The 16959-nt window shown below is 70.2% G+C and carries 15 protein-coding genes; 11 read left to right on the top strand and 4 right to left on the bottom strand.

Annotated features, from left to right (window positions below; translation table 11 throughout):
- Positions 1-3: 3 nt before the first annotated feature.
- The 3 genes from AB0M01_RS26660 to AB0M01_RS26650 are packed head-to-tail and all read left to right on the top strand — an operon-like array spanning position 4 to position 2509.
- Positions 4-729, top strand: coding sequence for an ABC transporter ATP-binding protein (locus AB0M01_RS26660; RefSeq protein ID WP_363674098.1), 726 nt, complete (start codon positions 4-6; stop codon positions 727-729).
- 8 nt (positions 730-737) lie between these two features.
- Entirely contained in the window at positions 738-1529 is a 792-nt protein-coding gene (locus AB0M01_RS26655; RefSeq protein WP_363674096.1) for an ABC transporter permease, read from the top strand.
- Positions 1530-1579: 50 nt separating this feature from the next.
- The gene (locus AB0M01_RS26650; RefSeq protein ID WP_363674094.1) at positions 1580-2509 is read left to right on the top strand and encodes a COX15/CtaA family protein; all 930 of its coding nucleotides are present in this window, start codon (positions 1580-1582) and stop codon (positions 2507-2509) included.
- A gap of 63 nt (positions 2510-2572) precedes the next feature.
- Here the strand turns inward: AB0M01_RS26650 and AB0M01_RS26645 are convergent, their stop codons facing one another.
- Both AB0M01_RS26645 and AB0M01_RS26640 read right to left on the bottom strand, forming a co-directional pair.
- A complete protein-coding gene (locus AB0M01_RS26645) occupies positions 2573-3676 on the bottom strand; it encodes a ScyD/ScyE family protein (protein WP_363674092.1) in 1104 nt (367 codons plus the stop codon).
- Between the two features lie 133 nt (positions 3677-3809).
- Positions 3810-4733, bottom strand: coding sequence for a heme o synthase (locus AB0M01_RS26640; RefSeq protein WP_363674312.1), 924 nt, complete (start codon positions 4731-4733; stop codon positions 3810-3812).
- A gap of 323 nt (positions 4734-5056) precedes the next feature.
- On the opposite strand from AB0M01_RS26640, the gene tkt reads away from it, so the two are divergent.
- From tkt to AB0M01_RS26605, 7 genes are read left to right on the top strand one after another with little or no spacing between them, the layout of a single operon-like run.
- Complete coding sequence (gene tkt / locus AB0M01_RS26635) at positions 5057-7234, top strand: transketolase (RefSeq protein WP_363674090.1); 2178 nt, start codon at positions 5057-5059, stop codon at positions 7232-7234.
- Positions 7235-7262: 28 nt separating this feature from the next.
- Entirely contained in the window at positions 7263-8372 is a 1110-nt protein-coding gene (gene tal / locus AB0M01_RS26630; RefSeq protein WP_363674088.1) for a transaldolase, read from the top strand.
- On the top strand, positions 8369-9982 hold the full coding sequence (locus AB0M01_RS26625; RefSeq protein ID WP_363674086.1) for a glucose-6-phosphate isomerase: 1614 nt from the start codon (positions 8369-8371) through the stop codon (positions 9980-9982). Before tal ends, AB0M01_RS26625 begins: the two co-directional genes overlap by 4 nt.
- A complete protein-coding gene (zwf, locus tag AB0M01_RS26620) occupies positions 9979-11529 on the top strand; it encodes a glucose-6-phosphate dehydrogenase (RefSeq protein ID WP_363674084.1) in 1551 nt (516 codons plus the stop codon). The genes AB0M01_RS26625 and zwf overlap by 4 nt, the downstream gene beginning before the upstream one ends.
- Positions 11526-12728: a glucose-6-phosphate dehydrogenase assembly protein OpcA gene (locus tag AB0M01_RS26615; protein WP_363674082.1), complete on the top strand. Its 1203-nt coding sequence runs from the start codon at positions 11526-11528 to the stop codon at positions 12726-12728. The genes zwf and AB0M01_RS26615 overlap by 4 nt, the downstream gene beginning before the upstream one ends.
- Positions 12725-13486: a 6-phosphogluconolactonase gene (gene pgl, locus AB0M01_RS26610; RefSeq protein ID WP_363674080.1), complete on the top strand. Its 762-nt coding sequence runs from the start codon at positions 12725-12727 to the stop codon at positions 13484-13486. The genes AB0M01_RS26615 and pgl overlap by 4 nt, the downstream gene beginning before the upstream one ends.
- Positions 13487-13508: 22 nt before the next feature.
- Positions 13509-14393 (top strand): hypothetical protein, encoded by an 885-nt coding sequence (locus AB0M01_RS26605; RefSeq protein WP_363674078.1) that lies wholly within the window; start codon positions 13509-13511, stop codon positions 14391-14393.
- On the opposite strand, the gene AB0M01_RS26600 is transcribed toward AB0M01_RS26605, so the two are convergent.
- Positions 14390-15595 carry a CopD family protein gene (locus tag AB0M01_RS26600; protein WP_363674076.1) on the bottom strand — a complete coding sequence of 402 codons (1206 nt, stop codon included), beginning with the start codon at positions 15593-15595 and terminating at the stop codon, positions 14390-14392. The genes AB0M01_RS26605 and AB0M01_RS26600 overlap by 4 nt on opposite strands.
- Positions 15596-15729: 134 nt before the next feature.
- Here AB0M01_RS26600 and AB0M01_RS26595 point away from each other — a divergent pair, with 134 nt between their 5' ends.
- On the top strand, positions 15730-16560 hold the full coding sequence (locus AB0M01_RS26595; RefSeq protein WP_363674074.1) for an isocitrate lyase/phosphoenolpyruvate mutase family protein: 831 nt from the start codon (positions 15730-15732) through the stop codon (positions 16558-16560).
- Between the two features lie 28 nt (positions 16561-16588).
- Here AB0M01_RS26595 and AB0M01_RS26590 read toward each other — a convergent pair whose 3' ends face one another.
- Positions 16589-16948, bottom strand: coding sequence for an RNA polymerase-binding protein RbpA (locus tag AB0M01_RS26590; protein ID WP_363674072.1), 360 nt, complete (start codon positions 16946-16948; stop codon positions 16589-16591).
- Positions 16949-16959: the final 11 nt, after the last annotated feature.

The raw sequence follows: 16959 nt of genomic DNA, 5'->3' as shown, positions 1-16959 counted from the left end.
CACGTGCCAGTCGCGGTGGAGATCGACAACCTAGTCGTCCGGTACGGCGAGAAGACCGCTGTCGACGGCCTCACTCTCACCGTAACCGGCGGAACCGTCACGTCCGTGCTCGGCCCCAACGGGGCCGGCAAGACGACGACCGTGGAGACCCTGGAGGGCTTCCGGCGGCCGGACTCCGGCGCGGTCCGGGTGCTCGGGCTCGACCCGGTCGCCGACCACGACGAGCTGATGCCGCGGATCGGCGTGATGCTGCAGGAGGGCGGCGCCTGGTCCGGCGTCCGCGCGCTGGAGATGCTCCGGTACGCCGCGTCGCTGCACGCGCACCCGCTCGACCTGCCGGCGCTGGTCGAGCGCCTGGATCTCGGGACCTGCGGCAAGACGCCGTACCGGCGGCTGTCGGGCGGGCAGAAGCAGCGGCTGTCGCTGGCGCTGGCGATCGTCGGGCGCCCGGAGATCGCGTTCCTGGACGAGCCGACCACCGGACTGGACCCGCACGGGCGCCGGGAGATCTGGCAGCTGATCCGCGACCTGCGTGAGGACGGCGTCACCGTCGTACTGACGACGCACGCGATGGACGAGGCCGAGCAGCTGTCCGACCAGGTGCACGTGCTGTCGGCCGGCAAGGTGATCGCCTCCGGCAGCCCGGACGCTCTCACCGAGCATGGCGCCAAGACCCTCGAAGACGTATACCTGGCGTTGACGGCGCCGCCCGCCCGGGAGACGAAGTGAGTAGGACCATGCCGGACACGCCAGTGACCACCTACGCCCCGCGCCCCGGCTCGGCGCCGTGGCCGCGCAAGGTGCTGGCGCACGCGCAGATGGAGTTCCGGCTGCTCCTGCGCAACGGTGAGCAGCTGCTGCTGGCGCTGGTGATCCCGCTGGGGCTCCTGCTGTTGCTGGGCGGCACTGGTCTCGGCGACCGCTTGCCGCTCGGTGAGGGACGCGCTGTCGACCTCGCCGTACCGCGGGTGCTGGCGCTGGCTGTGCTGTCGAGCTCGTTCACGTCACTGGCGATCGCCACCGGCTTCGAGCGCCGGTACGGCGTGATCAAGCGCCTCGGCGCCTCTCCCCTGTCCCGCACCGGTCTGCTCGCCGGGAAGATCGCCTCGGTGCTGGCCATCCAGCTGATCCAGCTGGTCGTACTGATCGGCGCCGGCTTCGCTCTCGGCTGGAAGCCGAACGGTGGCGTCGACGCGGTCGTCGGGATCGTGCTGATGGTCCTGTGCGGTACGGCGGCGTTCGCGTCGCTCGGGCTGCTGATGGCCGGGACACTGCGGGCCGAGGCGACGCTGGCGGCTGCCAACCTGCTGTACCTGTTGCTGCTGGTCGGCGGCGCGATCATGACGCCGGTCGACGAGTACCCCGAAGGCATGCAGGGCGTCGTACGGCTGCTGCCGAGTGCTGCGCTGGCCAACGGGTTCGCACACTCGACTGTTCAGGGAGTGATCCCCTGGGCCGCCGTACTGTCGCTGACGCTGTGGGCGGCGGTGCTCGGGTACCTGGTGTCCCGGACCTTCCGCTGGGACTGACTGTGCCTTCTGTGAGAAGAGAAAGGGCCGCAGATTAGAGTGTGCCGGTGATGAGCACCGAGACCCCGGCCCCCGCCACCGAGCCGCCCGTCACCGGATTCTGGCGACTGATCCCCGAGCCGAGCCTGGACGTCGTCCGGCGCTGGGGCTGGGCGTCCGTGATCGTCAACATCGGCATCGTGGTGACCGGTGGCCTGGTCCGGCTGACCGGCTCCGGCCTGGGTTGCCCGACCTGGCCGCAGTGCACCGACTCGTCGTACGTGCCGCACCCGGAGCTGGGGATGCACGGCGCGATCGAGTTCGGCAACCGGATGCTCGGGTTCGTCGTCGCGGTGGTGGCGATCGGGACGTGGCTGGCCGTGATGCGGTACCGGCCGAAGCGCAAGGACCTGCGCCGGCTCGCGACCGCGGCCGCGCTCGGCGTACCGCTGCAGGCCGTCATCGGCGGCATCAGCGTGCTGACCGGGCTGAACCCGTGGATCGTCTCCGCACACTTCCTGGTCTCGCCGATCATCATCACGCTGACCGTCTCGATGATGCGGCGCTCGCGGACGAGTCCCTATCCGCACACGCCACCGGTGGTCCGCGCGCTCGCGACCGCTTCGGTGGTCGCCGTCTGGCTGGCCGTTGCCCTGGGCACCCTTGTCACCGGCGCCGGCCCGCACTCGGGCGATCCCGAGACCGGCCGCAACGGCTTCGACGAGGAGCTGATCAGCCAGCTGCACGCGGACGTGGTGTTCGCGCTGCTCGGCGTGACGATCGCCCTGGTGATCGCGACGCGCGTCACGGCCACCTCCCGGACGCTGCGCAAGCTGGCGGCCTGGCTGCTGGCGATGGAGCTGCTGCAGGGCGTCGTCGGCTTCACGCAGTACTTCACCGGGCTGCCGTGGGTGCTCGTGCTCATCCACATGTTCTTCGCCGCCGTCCTGATCGCGCTGGTGACAGCGGTGTACGGCGAACGCGGTACTCCCGCGACGTAGAACAGCACCCGAGGCGTCCGGTCGGGTGAGACGGCCGGACGCCCCGGGCTGATCAGGGAGCCGCTAGTGCACGCGGTAGATGGCTCCTGGACCGAAGACGGGCGAGGAGACGTACAGCTCGCCCCATCTGCTCCACGCGGCACCGCCAGGCAGCTGGAGCTTGCCGCGGGCCACCTCCTTGCGGGGACCGCCGTAGTGCCACTTGTTCGGCCACTGGACGATCAGCGAGCCGACAGCGGTCGGCTGACCACTGAGCTCCCAGCGCAGCCAGCTGTCCCGCGCCAGCTGGACGGCGGCGATCGCACCGCGCGGCCCACCGGCCAGGTCGACGATCGACGTGTAGCCGTCCGCCCAGCGCTGGCAGTTGCCCTTGTACGGCTTGTACGGGTCACAGACCGCGCCTACCGAGCCCGGTTTGATCCGCCAGATCTGCGACGTCCCCGGCGTGGCCGGGAAGCCGCGCAGCTCGCCGACGTACCAGTAGCCGTCCGAGCCGACCGTGACCGACGTGGCGACGGCCTCGCTGTTGACCGGCGTACCGGCCGGCGGGAAGTCCGGCGGCGGCGGGTACCCCGACGGCACCTTCACCATCCGCGGCTTCAGCCGGGCGACGGTCTTCACGTGCCCGTTCGGCCAGACCCGCAGCAGGTCGTTGTTGGCGGCATCGGCGACCAGCACCGTGCCGTCCCGCAGCGCCGCGACCCCGAACGGGTTGGACTCCGTCGGGCTGTCGGCCTGGTTGTACGGGTCCGGGTCCTTCGCCTGGTACTTGCCGATGTCGGCGATCTTGATCGGCGCGTGGCCCGGCCAGAGCTTGTAGAGCGTCGCCGCCCCCGGTGTGAGCGGCGCGCCCGGCTCCCCGCCGGCGCCGGTCAGCGCGTAGGTCGTGCCCCAGACGTTGGTGTCGATGGCGGGTGCGAAACCACCGGGGACCGTACCGAGCTTGCGGATCTTCTTCCCGCTGGACCAGGCCTCCCAGACCGAGCCGTCACCAGTGCTGTAGATGACCTTCGACCAGAACGTCGACACCCCGCGCGGTGAGTCCACTCCCGTCACCACCGGTTTGAGCCAGTTCGCCCCCGACGCCTCAGCCGGAGCCGCCACCAGCACCGACCCCACCAGCACGGCCGCCGAAACAGCAGCCAGACGTGCTTTTGCTACCCCCACTAGTTCCCCCTAGTGTCCTGCCTCCCCAGGGTGGAGTACCGCTCCACAGACCACCCCATGGCAGCACCGCAAACCGATCAGGTCAACGGGAGGACTCTGCGCTCACGCACGGGTGCCGACAGCAACCAGTGGGTCAGTGCAGGAGAGGGTCGATCGCAGCCGCGATGAAGAGCAGAGCCAAGTAGATGTTCGAGAAGTGGAAGAGGCGCATCGGTCGCAGAGCCGCGCCCTCCGCGCCTGTGTGGGCTCGGGCCAGCAGGGCGAAGGCTTCGCGGAGGAAGACGACGCCGAGGACCACAGCGGCCAGCGGGTAGACGAAGCCGGTGTCGGCGACCGGCCACAGGGCCAGCGATGTGATGACCATCAGGACGCTGTAGACCGCGATCTGGCGGGCGGTCTGGACCGGTGTGGCGACCACCGGGAGCATCGGGACGTCGACCGAGGCGTAGTCCTCGCGGTAGCGCATCGCCAGGGCCCAGGTGTGGGGAGGCGTCCAGAGGAAGACGACGCCGAAGAGGACCAGTGGGGTCCAGGCCAGCTCGTTGGTGACAGCGGTCCAGCCGATCAGGGTCGGGAAGCAACCCGCGATACCGCCCCAGACGATGTTCTGGACCGTACGGCGCTTGAGCACCATCGTGTAGACGAAGACGTAGAACAGGTTCGCCACCAGGGCGAGCACCGACGACAGCCAGTTGACGAAGAAGCCGAGCTCCAGCGTCGCGAGGACACCGAGGACGATGCCGAAGACCATCGCGGAGCGGGGGCTGACCGCGTGCCGGGGCAGCGGGCGGCGCCGCGTGCGGCGCATCTGCTCGTCGATGTCGCGGTCCAGCACGCAGTTGATCGTGTTCGCGCTGCCGGAGGCGAGGATCCCGCCGACCAGGGTGGCGGCGACGACGCCCAGCCCGGGGACTCCCCCGGCGGCCAGGAACATCACCGGCACGGTGGTGATCAGCAGCAGCTCGATGATGCGCGGCTTGGTCAGTCCGACGTACGCCTTGATCACGTCGCGTACCGACGGGCCGGACACCTCATGGGGAGCGGTCTCGGTCGGCAGCGGCGCCGGGTACGACGTCGTCGCGGCTGGACGCGGGTCGACGGCCGTCACGAACACCTCGAACTCAGTGGGGTTGACGCCGGGGACCGGCGCTGACGGTTAGAGAGTCTACGACGGCCCGTAGGAGGTCCCGAACCGGCCCCTGCCGCAGTCAGTTGACGGGTGTTGGTGACCTAGCAGACAACAAGACTGGTTACACACTTGGGAACAACAGTTACGACATCCGGGTTGCCAGGGATGAAGGGTGATCAGGAGGCTGGCGAGTAGGCTCGCAGCGATCATCTGTGCCCCAGGAACTTGCCATCGAGAGGAGCGCCGTCGGCGTGACGGAGAAGACCAGCAGCAAGCTTGAATGGACCGATGTCGACCAGCGCGCGGTCGACACCGTACGGGTCCTCGCGCTGGACGCCGTGGAGAAGGTCGGCAACGGCCACCCGGGAACGGCGATGAGCCTCGCGCCGGCCGCGTACCTGCTGTTCCAGAAGGTGATGCGGCACAACCCCGCCGACCCGCACTGGGCCGGCCGCGACCGCTTCGTCCTCTCGGCCGGGCACTCCAGCCTGACCCTCTACATCCAGCTGTACCTGGGCGGTTTCGGCCTGGAGCTGGACGACCTCAAGTCGCTGCGCACCTGGGGCAGCGCGACGCCCGGCCACCCGGAGTACAGCCACACCCCCGGTGTCGAGACGACCACCGGCCCGCTCGGCCAGGGTGTCGGCAACGCGGTCGGGATGGCGATGGCGGCCCGCCGCGAGCGCGGCCTGTACGACCCCGCGAGCGCCAAGGGCGAGAGTCTGTTCGATCACAACATCTACGTGATCGCCTCCGACGGTGACCTGGAGGAGGGCGTTTCCTCCGAGGCCTCATCGCTGGCCGGGCACCAGAAGCTCGGCAACCTGACGGTGATCTACGACGCGAACAAGATCTCCATCGAGGACGACACCAACATCGCGTTCTCCGAGGACGTCGCCGCCCGCTACGCGGCGTACGGCTGGGACGTGCACGACGTCGACTGGACCAACGGCGGCACCGGGTACGAGGAGAACGTCCAGGCCCTGTACGACGCGATCGAGGCCGGGCACGCGGTCACCGACAAGCCGACCTTCATCCGGCTGCACACGATCATCGGCTGGCCGGCGCCGAACGCGCAGAACACCGGCAAGATCCACGGCTCGGCCGCGGGGGCTGCTGAGGTCGCGGCCACCAAGGAGGTGCTCGGTTTCGACCCGGAGCAGTCCTTCCAGGTCGCCGACGACGTGATCGCGCACACCCGTGGGCTGGTCGAGCGCGGCACGGCGCTCGAGGCCGAGTGGACCACCAAGTACGACGCGTGGCGCACGGCCGCTCCCGAGCAGGCCGCTCTGCTGGACCGGCTCTCGAAGCGTGAGCTGCCGGCCGGCTGGAAGGACGCGCTGCCGAGCTGGGAGGCCGACGCCAAGGGTGTCGCCACCCGCGCCGCGTCCGGCGAGGTGCTGACCAAGGTCACGCCGGAGCTGCCGGAGCTGTGGGGCGGTTCGGCCGACCTCGCGGGCTCGAACAACACCACTCCCAAGGGCCAGCCGTCGTTCATCCCGGCCGAGCACGCCACCAAGGAGTTTCAGGGCAACGAGTACGGCCGGGTCCTGCACTTCGGCATCCGTGAGCACGGCATGGGCTCGGTGCTGAACGGCATCGCCCTGCACGGCGGCACCCGCCCGTACGGCGGCACGTTCCTGGTCTTCAGCGACTACATGCGCCCGGCCGTCCGGCTGGCCGCGCTGATGAAGCTGCCGGTCACCTACGTGTGGACGCACGACTCGATCGGTCTCGGCGAGGACGGCCCGACCCACCAGCCGGTGGAGCACCTGGCCGCGCTGCGCGCGATCCCGGGCCTGGACGTGGTCCGCCCGGCCGACGCGAACGAGACCGCCGCCGCCTGGGCGCAGATCCTGGAGCACACCGACCGCCCCGCCGGCCTGGTGCTGACCCGGCAGAACGTGCCGACGTTCCCGCGCGGGACCGACGGCTACGCGACGACCGAGAACGTGCACAAGGGCGGGTACACGCTGCTCGACACCGACGGTACGCCGGACGTGGTCCTGATCGGGACCGGTTCGGAGCTGCAGCTGGCCGTCGAGGCCCGGGCCAAGCTGGCCGACGAGGGCATCAAGGCCCGGGTCGTCTCGCTGGTCTCGCGGGAGTGGTTCGACGAGCAGGACGACGCCTACCGCGACTCGGTGATCCCGCCGGCGGTCAAGGCCCGGGTCTCGGTCGAGGCCGGGATCAAGCTCGGCTGGCGCGAGATCGTCGGCGACGCCGGGCGCAGCGTCAGCCTGGAGCACTACGGCGCTTCGGCCGACTACAAGCGGCTGTACTCGGAGTTCGGCATCACCGCCGAGGCCGTCGTACAGGCCGCGAAGGACAGCATTGCCGCGGCAGCCGAGCTCGGTGGCAGCGGTGTACCGGCAGGACGTGCCGCGGCCGGACCGGTCGGTCCGGCGGACACCTACGCCGCCAACTGACAACCCAGAACTTCGGAGGCTTCGGACAATGAACGACCGTTTGAAAGACCTCGCCGACGCCGGCGTCTCGATCTGGCTCGACGATCTCTCCCGTCAGCGGCTGACCAGCGGCAGCCTGGCCACCCTGATCCACGACCAGCACGTGAGCGGGGTGACCACCAACCCGACGATCTTCGCGAAGGCGATCTCGGACGCCGGCGCGTACGCCGAGCAGGTCACCCGCCTCGCGAACGAGGGCGTTTCCACCGACCAGGCGATCCGCGTCATCACCACCGACGACGTCCGGGACGCCGCGGACCTGTTCAAGCCCGTGTACGACGACACCGACGGCGTCGACGGCCGGGTCTCGATCGAGGTCGAGCCGGGGCTGGCCCGGGACACCGCGAAGACGATCGAGCAGGCCAAGCTGCTCTGGGACATCGTCGGCCGCGAGAACGTCTTCGTGAAGATCCCGGCCACCAAGGAGGGCATCCCGGCGATCGCCGAGACGCTGGCCGCCGGGATCAGCGTGAACGTGACACTGATCTTCTCCCTCGAGCGCTACAAGGCGGTCGCGGACGCGTTCCTGACCGGCCTGGAGAAGGCGCTCGACAACGGGCACGACGTCACCAAGCTGGGCAGCGTCGCGTCCTTCTTCGTCAGCCGGGTGGACACCGAGATCGACAAGCGGCTCGACGCCATCGGCACCGACGAGGCGAAGGCCCTCAAGGGCAAGGCGGGGATCGCCAACGCCCGGCTGGCTTTCGAAGCCTACGAGGAGATCTTCGCCTCGGACCGCTGGCGCGAGATCGAGACCGCCGGCGCCAAGCCGCAGCGGCCACTGTGGGCCTCGACCGGCGTCAAGGACCCGGCGTACAAGAGCACCATGTACGTCGAGCAGCTGGTCACCGCCGGCGTCGTCAACACGATGCCGCAGGCAACGATCGACGCGGTGGCGGCCGAGGGCGAGATCACCGGTGACACCGTGCGCGGCGACTACGCCGGTGACCGCAAGGTGATCGCCGACCTGGAGAAGCTCGGCATCTCGTACGACGAGGTCGTGCAGCTGCTCGAGGACGAGGGCGTCAGCAAGTTCGACGCCTCCTGGTCGGAGCTGCAGAACACCGTCACCGCGGCCCTGAAGGCGGCGGCCAAGTGACCACTCCCGCAGTCAGCACCGCGAACGGCGACTGGGCAGCGACGATCGACCGGCTGGTGTCGGAGAAGATCGCCTCCCGGATCGCCGCGAAGGACGCCACCATCTGGGGTCCGGAGGCCGAGTCCGAGTCGGCGATCCGGCTCAGCTGGGTCGGCCTGCACGACTCGTCCCGGCCGCTGCTGGCCGAGATCGAGGCCCTGCAGGCCGACCTGCGGGCCGAGGGCCTGGACCGGATCGTCCTGGCCGGCATGGGCGGCTCGTCGCTCGCGCCGGAGGTGATCACCCGGACGGCCGGCGTCGAGCTGGTCGTGCTGGACTCGACCAACCCGAGCGTGATCGCCCGGGCCCTGGCCGGGGACCTGCAGCGCACCGTGATCGTCGTCTCCAGCAAGTCCGGCGGCACGGTCGAGACCGACAGCCAGCGCCGGGTCTTCGTGAAGGCCTTCACCGACGCGGGCATCGACGCTTCCTCGCGGGTCGTCGTCGTCACCGATCCGGGATCGCCGTTCGAGAAGCTCTCGGCCGACGAGGGCTACCGCAAGACCTTCCTGGCCGACCCGCACGTCGGTGGGCGCTACAGCGCGCTGACGGCGTTCGGTCTGGTCCCGTCGGCGCTGGCCGGCGCGGACGTGGCCGAGCTGCTCGACCAGGCCGCCGAGGCGGCACCGGCGCTGCAGGCGGACTCCGCCGACAACCCGGCGCTGATCCTGGGCGCCGTCCTGGCGGCCAGCGCGGGCCGGGACAAGGCGATCATCGCGGCCGAGGGCTCCGACATCGTCGGCTTCCCGGACTGGGCCGAGCAGCTGATCGCGGAGAGCACCGGTAAGAACGGCAAGGGCGTGCTGCCGGTCGCGGTGAAGGGCGTGCACGCGCCCGAGCTGCACAGCACGGCGTCCGACCTGGTCCACGCGCTGCTGGCCGACAAGGCCAACAGCGACGTACCGACCGCGCTGACCTCGGGTCCGCTCGGCGGGCAGTTCCTGCTCTGGGAGACGGCGACCGCGGTCGCCGGGTACCTGCTCGGGATCAACCCGTTCGACCAGCCCGATGTCGAGAGCGCCAAGAAGGCCGCGCGCGGTCTGCTCGACGCGCAGCCCGAGCCCGAGCCGGCGGCGTTCACCGACGGTTCGATCGAGGTCCGCGGCACCGACGGCCTGCTCGACGGTGTCGACACGGCCAAGGGTGCGCTCGACGCGCTGCTCGGCCAGCTCGCCGACGACGGGTACCTGGCCGTGATGGCCTACCTGGACTCCGAGCGCGACGAGAACCTGATGGCGATCCGCCCGGCGCTCGCGTCGACGACCGGTCGCCCGGTCACCTTCGGCTGGGGCCCGCGCTTCCTGCACTCGACCGGCCAGTACCACAAGGGTGGCCACCCGCAGGGCGTGTTCCTGCAGATCACCACCTCGGAGACCGCCGACGTCGAGATCCCGGACCGGCCGTTCAGCTTCGGCACGCTGATCTCCGCGCAGGCCGCGGGTGACGCCGGGGTGCTCGCCGAGCGCGGACGCCCGGTGCTGCGGCTGCACCTGACCGACGCGCAGGCCGGCGTACAGCAGCTCATCTCTCTACTCGACGCACACGACAAGTCGGAGGCAAGCGGCAAATGACCGCTGAACTCGCAGAAGAGCCGACCGGCCCGGTGAACCCGCTGCGGGATCCCCAGGACCGGCGGCTCCCCCGGATCGCCGGGCCCTCCAGCCTGGTGATCTTCGGGGTCACGGGCGACCTGGCCCGCAAGAAGCTGATGCCGGCCATCTACGACCTGGCGAACCGGGGGCTGCTGCCCCCGGGCTTCGCCCTGGTCGGGTTCGCCCGGCGCGACTTCACCAACCAGGACTTCGCGCAGATCGTCCACGACTCCGTCAAGGAGCACGCGCGGACGCCGTTCCGCGAGGAGGTCTGGCAGCAGCTGGCCGAGGGGTTCCGGTTCGTGCCGGGCGACCTCACCGACGACGAGGCGTTCAAGCGGCTGCGGGAGACCGTGGACGAGCTGGACGTCAACCGCGGGACCGGTGGCAACCACGCGTTCTACCTGTCGATCCCGCCGGGCCTGTTCCCGCAGGTGGTGGAGAAGCTCAAGCAGCACGGCCTGGCCGACGAGACCCCCGGGTCCTGGCGGCGGGTGGTGATCGAGAAGCCGTTCGGCCACGACCTGAAGAGCGCCCGCGAGCTGAACCAGGTCGTCGAGTCGGTCTTCCCGCCCGAGGCGGTCTTCCGGATCGACCACTACCTGGGCAAGGAAACCGTCCAGAACATGCTGGCCCTGCGGTTCGCCAACGCGATGTTCGAGCCGGTCTGGAACAGCCACTACGTCGACCACGTCCAGATCACGATGGCCGAGGACATCGGCATCGGCGGCCGGGCCGGGTACTACGACGGCATCGGCGCGGCCCGCGACGTGATCCAGAACCACCTGCTCCAGCTGCTCGCGCTGGTCGCGATGGAGGAGCCGGTCAGCTTCGACGCCTGGTCGCTGCGGCAGGAGAAGAAGAAGGTGCTGGCGGCCGTCAAGCTGCCGGACCGCCTCGACCTGCACACCGCCCGCGGCCAGTACGCCGCCGGCTGGGCCGGGGGCAGCAAGGTCAAGGGCTACCTGCAGGAGGACGGCATCCCGAAGGACTCCGCCACGGAGACCTTCGCCGCGATGCGCGTCGACGTCGACACCCGCCGCTGGGCGGGCGTCCCGTTCTACCTGCGCACCGGCAAGCGGCTCGGCCGCCGGGTGACCGAGGTCGCGGTGATGTTCAAGCGGGCGCCGCACCTGCCGTTCACCAAGACCGAGACCGAGGAGCTGGGCCAGAACGCCCTGGTGATGCGGATCCAGCCCGACGAGGGCATCACGATGCGGTTCGGCGCCAAGGTGCCGGGAACGATGATGGAGATCCGCGACGTGAACATGGACTTCGCCTACGGCGGGTCGTTCACCGAGTCCTCCCCGGAGGCCTACGAGCGGCTGATCCTGGACGTGCTGCTCGGCGACCCGCCGCTGTTCCCGCAGCACACCGAGGTCGAGCTGGGCTGGAAGATCCTCGACCCGGTGATCAACTACTGGGCCGAGCACGGCCAGCCCGAGCAGTACGCCTCCGGTGACTGGGGCCCGGACTCCGCCCACGAGATGCTCGCCCGCGACGGACGCGCCTGGAGGCGGCCATGATCATCGACCTGACCGGTACGACGTCGAGCGAGATCGCGTCGGCCCTGATCAAGGCCCGCCGCAACGCGGGCTCGCCGGCGATGGGCATGGTCGGCACGATCGTGGTCGTCGTCGACGAGGCGTCCCACCACGACGCGATGAAGGCTGCGAACGAGGCCGGCCGCGAGCACCCGTCGCGGGTGCTGGTGGCGATCCTGCGACCCGGCCGCGGCGATGGCGGGCTGGACGCGGAGGTCCGCGTCGGCGAGGGCGTTCCGGGCGAGGCGGTGCTGCTGCGACTGCACGGCGAGCTCGCGAAGGTGCCCGAGTCGGTCGTGACGCCGCTGCTGCTGCCGGACTCCCCCGTCATCGTCTGGTGGCCGGGCGGCGGGCCGAAGGTGCCCGCCACCGACCCGCTGGGCAAGCTCGGCCGGCGCCGGGTGACCGACGCCGCGGCGACCCGACGGGCCTCGGTGGACTTCTCGGCGCGGGCCGAGGGCTACCAGCCGGGTGACACCGACTTCGCGTGGGCGCGGCTGACGCCGTGGCGCGCGCTGATGGCGGCCGCCCTGGACCAGTACCCGGCGCACGTCACGGGCGCGGAGGTCGTGTCGGCGAAGGGCAACCCGAGCGCCGACCTGATGGCCGCGTGGCTGCAGTGCAAGCTCGGCGTCGCGGTCGAGCAGAAGAACTCGCGTGGCCCGGGCCTGACCGCCGTACGGCTGTTCACTCCCGCGGGTCCGATCGAGCTGAGCCGGCCGGACGGGGCGATCGCCACGTTCAGCGTGCCCGGTCAGCCGGACCGTCCGGTCGCGCTCAAGCGCCGTACGACGTCGGAGCTGCTCAGCGAGGAGCTGCGGCGTCTCGACCCGGACGACGTGTACGCGCAGACGCTGGCCTGCATGGTCGAGCGGGAGGCGATGCCGGCCGACGCGAAGAAGGTCAGCGCGGCGGATCGGCGGTCGGCACAGTCGGCGGCCGAGAAGGCGGCGGTCCGGACGGCGGCGGTGAGCGGCAAGGCGGCCTCGACGGCGCTGGAGGCGCACGCCGCGGACGCGAAGAAGCCTGCCCCGAAGGCCGCGGCCAAGAAGACGGCGGCGAAGAAGACGAGCGCCGCGGCGAAGTCGGCCCGCAAGAAGGCACCGGCGGCCAAGCAGGCGACCACCAAGAAGGCCGCGGCCAAGAAGGCCACCGGCAAGCGGGTGGCCGGGCGCTCATGACCGACGAGGTGAGCGGCGCGGGCGCACCGGCCGTGCTGGTCGCGCCCGACGCCGACGCGCTGGTGGCGGCCGTCGCGGCGCGGTTCGTGACGCGACTGATCGACGTCCAGGCCGACGGGCGGGTGGCGCACGTCGTACTGACCGGTGGGCGGGTGGCCGCTGCCGTGTACCGGGCGGTGGCCGAGTCCCCCGCCCGGTCGGCGATCGACTGGCAGCGGGTCGAGTTCTGGTGGGGTGACGAGCGGTTCCTGCCCGAGGGCGACGCCGACCGGAACGCCACGCAGGCCTGGGACGCGCTGCTGTCGAAGGTCGACGTGGACCCGGCCAAGGTCCACGAGATGGCGGCCGACACCGGTCAAGGCCCAGAGGCAGCAGCGACGGAGTACGCCGAGCAACTGGCGGCTGCCGCCACAGCGCCGGGCGAATCGGCCCAAGTACCAGCTTTCGACTTGTTGATGCTGGGCGTCGGGCCTGACGGGCACGTGGCTTCGCTCTTCCCCGGCTTCCCGCAGCTCGCCGTCGACGACACCTCCGCGGTGGCCGTGCACGACTCCCCCAAGCCGCCGCCGACGCGGGTCTCGCTGACCTTCCCGGCGCTGGCCCGGGCGGCCGAGGTGTGGTTCGTGGTGTCCGGTGACGACAAGGCGGACGCCGTACAGACCGCGTTGTCCGGTGGCGATGTTCCGGCGGCCACGCCGAAGGGGAATTCCCGCACGGTGTGGCTGCTCGACGCCGCCGCCGCTTCAAAAATCAAGTAATTCACAGTGTAAGCTCCGCGGCATGTTCAAACGCCTGATTGCCGTCACGTCCGGATTGACCCTGGCCGTGACGGCATTCGCCGTTTCCGGCGGCGACGACGTCCAGGCCGCGACCAGCATTCTGATGGGTGTGCACGACAAAACCGCGCCCGCCGAGCTGAGCAAGCGGTACCCCGGCGTCCAGGCGACCCGGGAGTTCGTCGACGGCGTGCAGAAACCCACCGTCGACCTGCGGAAGAAGTACGACGCGGTGGCGAAGAAGTCCTGGGCGGCCGGGCTGATCCCGTTCGTCAGCATCAAGACCGACCCGGCGAAAACCGGCACCGGCAGCTACGACGCACGATTCCGCGAGCTCGCGGAATGGTTGAAGAACAAACCCGAAACTTATTTCATCTGGTACCACGAGCCGGAGGACAACATGTCCGGCCCGGTCTTCGCGAAAGCATTTCAGCGGGTTCGCGCCACGATGAAAGCCGTGAATCCCGGCGTCAAGGTCGGCTATTCCGCGATGGCCTACCAGTGGGGTCACCCGAAATCCACCAAGGACCCGAAGCCGTGGCGGGTGGCCGCGGACTTCTACGGCGCCGACACCTACAGCGGCGGCACCCAGCCGGCGACCGCGATCCTGTCCGAGCACAAGGGCCACCAGCGCTGGTACGACGAGCTGGTGCTCAAGACCCCCGGCGCCTCGACCAAGTGGGGTCTGACCGAGCGCGGCTTCAAGGGGACCAAGAGCGACGCCCAGCGGGCCAAGGACATCGACCGCGAGACGGCGTACCTGAAGACGCTGACAACGGCGCCGAGCTTCTACCTGTACTGGAACACGCCCGGGACCGAGGGCGACGCCGACCTGGTGAACGGCCCGAAGGCCCAGGCCGCCGTCGCCCGGCTGGTCGCGGCGTTCTAGCCGGCCTCGGCGGCCTCGGCCTCAGGCTCCGGCTCGGCGGTCCGGCCCTCGGCGCGCGCCTCGATCGCCTTCTGGATCTGGAAGCGGGCCACGAACGACACCACCAGCGCGACGAACAGCAGCACCATCGCCAGCGCGACCCCACCGGTCGGCGGCGGGTCCGCCTCCAGGCCGACCTCCTCGCGGGCCGAACCGTTCAGGAACGGCATCACCGCGAGTACGCCGAGACCGAGCACCGACTCGATCAGCACCACCTTGGGGAAGTGCCCGAGCACCAGGTGGAACAGACCGCGCCGGTCACCCGCGGCACGCACCCGAGCGATCTTCGGCAGCAGCACGGCCTCGTTGAACGCGCCGAGGCCGAGGATCGAGAACACCAGCAGCACCTTGAGCAGCAGGTACTTGCCGTACGTCGTGGACAGGATGTCGCCTACCGAGACCGAACCGACCGCCATCCACGTCTCGAGCAGGCCGGAGACCAGCAGAATCGTCACGCAGGCCTGCGCCATGATGCTGAACCGCGACCACACCGAGGCCCAGATCAGACCGCCGCTGCCGGTGTCCAACTGCCGGCGGCTCAGCGCCAGCCCGGAGAGCACCAGCAAGCCGCCGATCCAGTAGCCACCGGAGTACGGGTGGAGCGTGGTGACCAGGTGACTCGCGAAGTACGCCGCCTCGAGGTCGGCCGGACGGCTCGGGACCATCAGGAACAGCGCGGCGATCAGGATCACCGCGACGCCGACGCCCGCGATCTTGTCGACGTGCCGGCGGACCGGCTTCAGGAACAGGCTCATCAGCAGCAGCGCACCGAGGCTGTAGATGAGCGCCTGCAGCCCGGCGGTGACGCCGGAGAACCACCAGGCGTTCTTGGGCGCCGCGGTCTGCAGGTAGTCCCAGATCGCCGACGGCGCCATCCCCTCGGAGAACTCCATCCCCTTGGTGGCGCGGGTGACCTTGCCGGCGAACTGCGGGTACGTCGCGAGCAGCAGCGCGGTCCCGGCGATCGCGAGCAGGATCGCCGAGCGGTTCCGCAGCACCCGGCGGTCGGACGCGTTCTCGGTCCGGTTCAGCACCGGGCGGAGGACGAAGGTGTGGAACAGGACGCTGCCGCCGGCCAGCCCGGTACTCAGGAAGTAGCAGGACTTGGTCAGGATCCGCCACAGCTGTGGGTAGGCGTACGCCACCTCGAGCACGATCGCCACAAGGGCCTCCTTCGGTACTGCGCAAGTGTGGTACCGAAAGTTACAAGCAGAGCTTCACTGTAGCTAGTGTTACATCCATACTGTGGACAACTCGTTCGGTGCGGACCGAACCGATACCGCGGGAAGATCGGGGAATGACTGCCTTTCGTGAGCTGCACAGCGGTGCCTTCGTGATGCCGAACGCCTGGGATGCCGGGAGCGCGATCGTGCTCGCCGAGGCCGGGTTCCCGGCGCTGGCGACGACCAGCGCGGGGATCGCGTTCTCGCTCGGCGCCGGCGACCACACGCTGCCGGCGGGCGCGCCGGCGGTGCCGGCCGACGTCATGTTCGAACGGATCGAGGAGATCACCCGCGCGGTCGGCGTACCGGTGAACGGTGATCTGGAGGACGGGTACGGCGCGCGGCCGGAGGACGTCGCGGGCACGATCCGCCGGGCTCGCGAGGCCGGACTGGCCGGCGGGAACATCGAGGACTACGACGGGCGCGAGCTGTACGACGAGCAGCTGTCGGTCGAGCGGATCGTGGCCGCGCGGGAGGCGGCCGGGCCGGACTTCGTGCTGACCGCGCGCACCGACGGGCAGCTGCTCGCTGCGCCCACTCCCCTGGCGAACTCGATCCGGCGGGCGAACCTGTTCCGCGAGGCCGGGGCGGACTGCCTGTACGTACCGGGGGTGACGGACCTGGAGCAGCTGAGGCTGCTGGTGCGGGAGGTCGACGGGCCGCTGAACGTGGTGATCGGGCTGGGCACGTCGACGTTGACCGTCGGGCAGCTGCAGGAGCTCGGGGTCACGCGGATCAGCCTCGGTGGGAGCATCGCGCGGGCCGCGCTCGGGTTCGTACGGCGAGCTGCGGAGGAACTGCGCGACCAGGGAACCATCACGTTCGCCGAGCAGCAGATCCCGCAGGGTGAGCTCAACCAGCTGTTCGCGAAGTACGGCAACGCGAACACCCGGGCGGCCCACTGAGGGCCACCCGGGTGTCGGCGACGACCGGCTAGAAGATGATCTCGCCGTTGGCGCGGCGGGTGCGCAGGCGTTCCAGGGCCTCTTCGAGGATCTGGGCGGCCTCCTGCTCGCTGCGCCGTTCCTTCACGTACGCCAGGTGCGTCTTGTACGGCTCGATCTTCGGGGGCGGCGGGGGGTTGTTCACGTCGGTGCTGGTCGGCAGACCGCACCGCGGACAGTCCCACGCCTCCGGGATGGCCGCCTCGACCGCGAACACCGTCGCGGTCTCGTGGCCGTTGGCGCAGAAGAACACGATCCGCTGCCGGGGCGCGGACTCACCGCGCTCCGCCTCGCCCATCGGTCCTGCTCCGACCCTGCTGCCACGAATGGCGCCACCACTACCAGCCACGACTACGCCTG

The organism is Kribbella sp. NPDC051770 (assembly GCF_040681455.1).
Lineage (GTDB): Bacteria > Actinomycetota > Actinomycetes > Propionibacteriales > Kribbellaceae > Kribbella.
This window is presented reverse-complemented; position numbering and strand designations above follow the sequence as displayed.

Excerpts from the sequence above, each read along its gene's own strand:
- AB0M01_RS26655 (WP_363674096.1), top strand. The coding sequence starts at position 738 with ATGCCGGACACGCCAGTGACCACCTACGCCCCGCGCCCCGGCTCGGCG.
- AB0M01_RS26605 (WP_363674078.1), top strand. The coding sequence starts at position 13,509 with ATGTTCAAACGCCTGATTGCCGTCACGTCCGGATTGACCCTGGCCGTG.
- pgl (WP_363674080.1), top strand. The coding sequence starts at position 12,725 with ATGACCGACGAGGTGAGCGGCGCGGGCGCACCGGCCGTGCTGGTCGCG.
- AB0M01_RS26650 (WP_363674094.1), top strand. The coding sequence starts at position 1,580 with ATGAGCACCGAGACCCCGGCCCCCGCCACCGAGCCGCCCGTCACCGGA.
- AB0M01_RS26595 (WP_363674074.1), top strand. The coding sequence starts at position 15,730 with ATGACTGCCTTTCGTGAGCTGCACAGCGGTGCCTTCGTGATGCCGAAC.
- AB0M01_RS26615 (WP_363674082.1), top strand. The coding sequence starts at position 11,526 with ATGATCATCGACCTGACCGGTACGACGTCGAGCGAGATCGCGTCGGCC.
- zwf (WP_363674084.1), top strand. The coding sequence starts at position 9,979 with ATGACCGCTGAACTCGCAGAAGAGCCGACCGGCCCGGTGAACCCGCTG.
- tal (WP_363674088.1), top strand. The coding sequence starts at position 7,263 with ATGAACGACCGTTTGAAAGACCTCGCCGACGCCGGCGTCTCGATCTGG.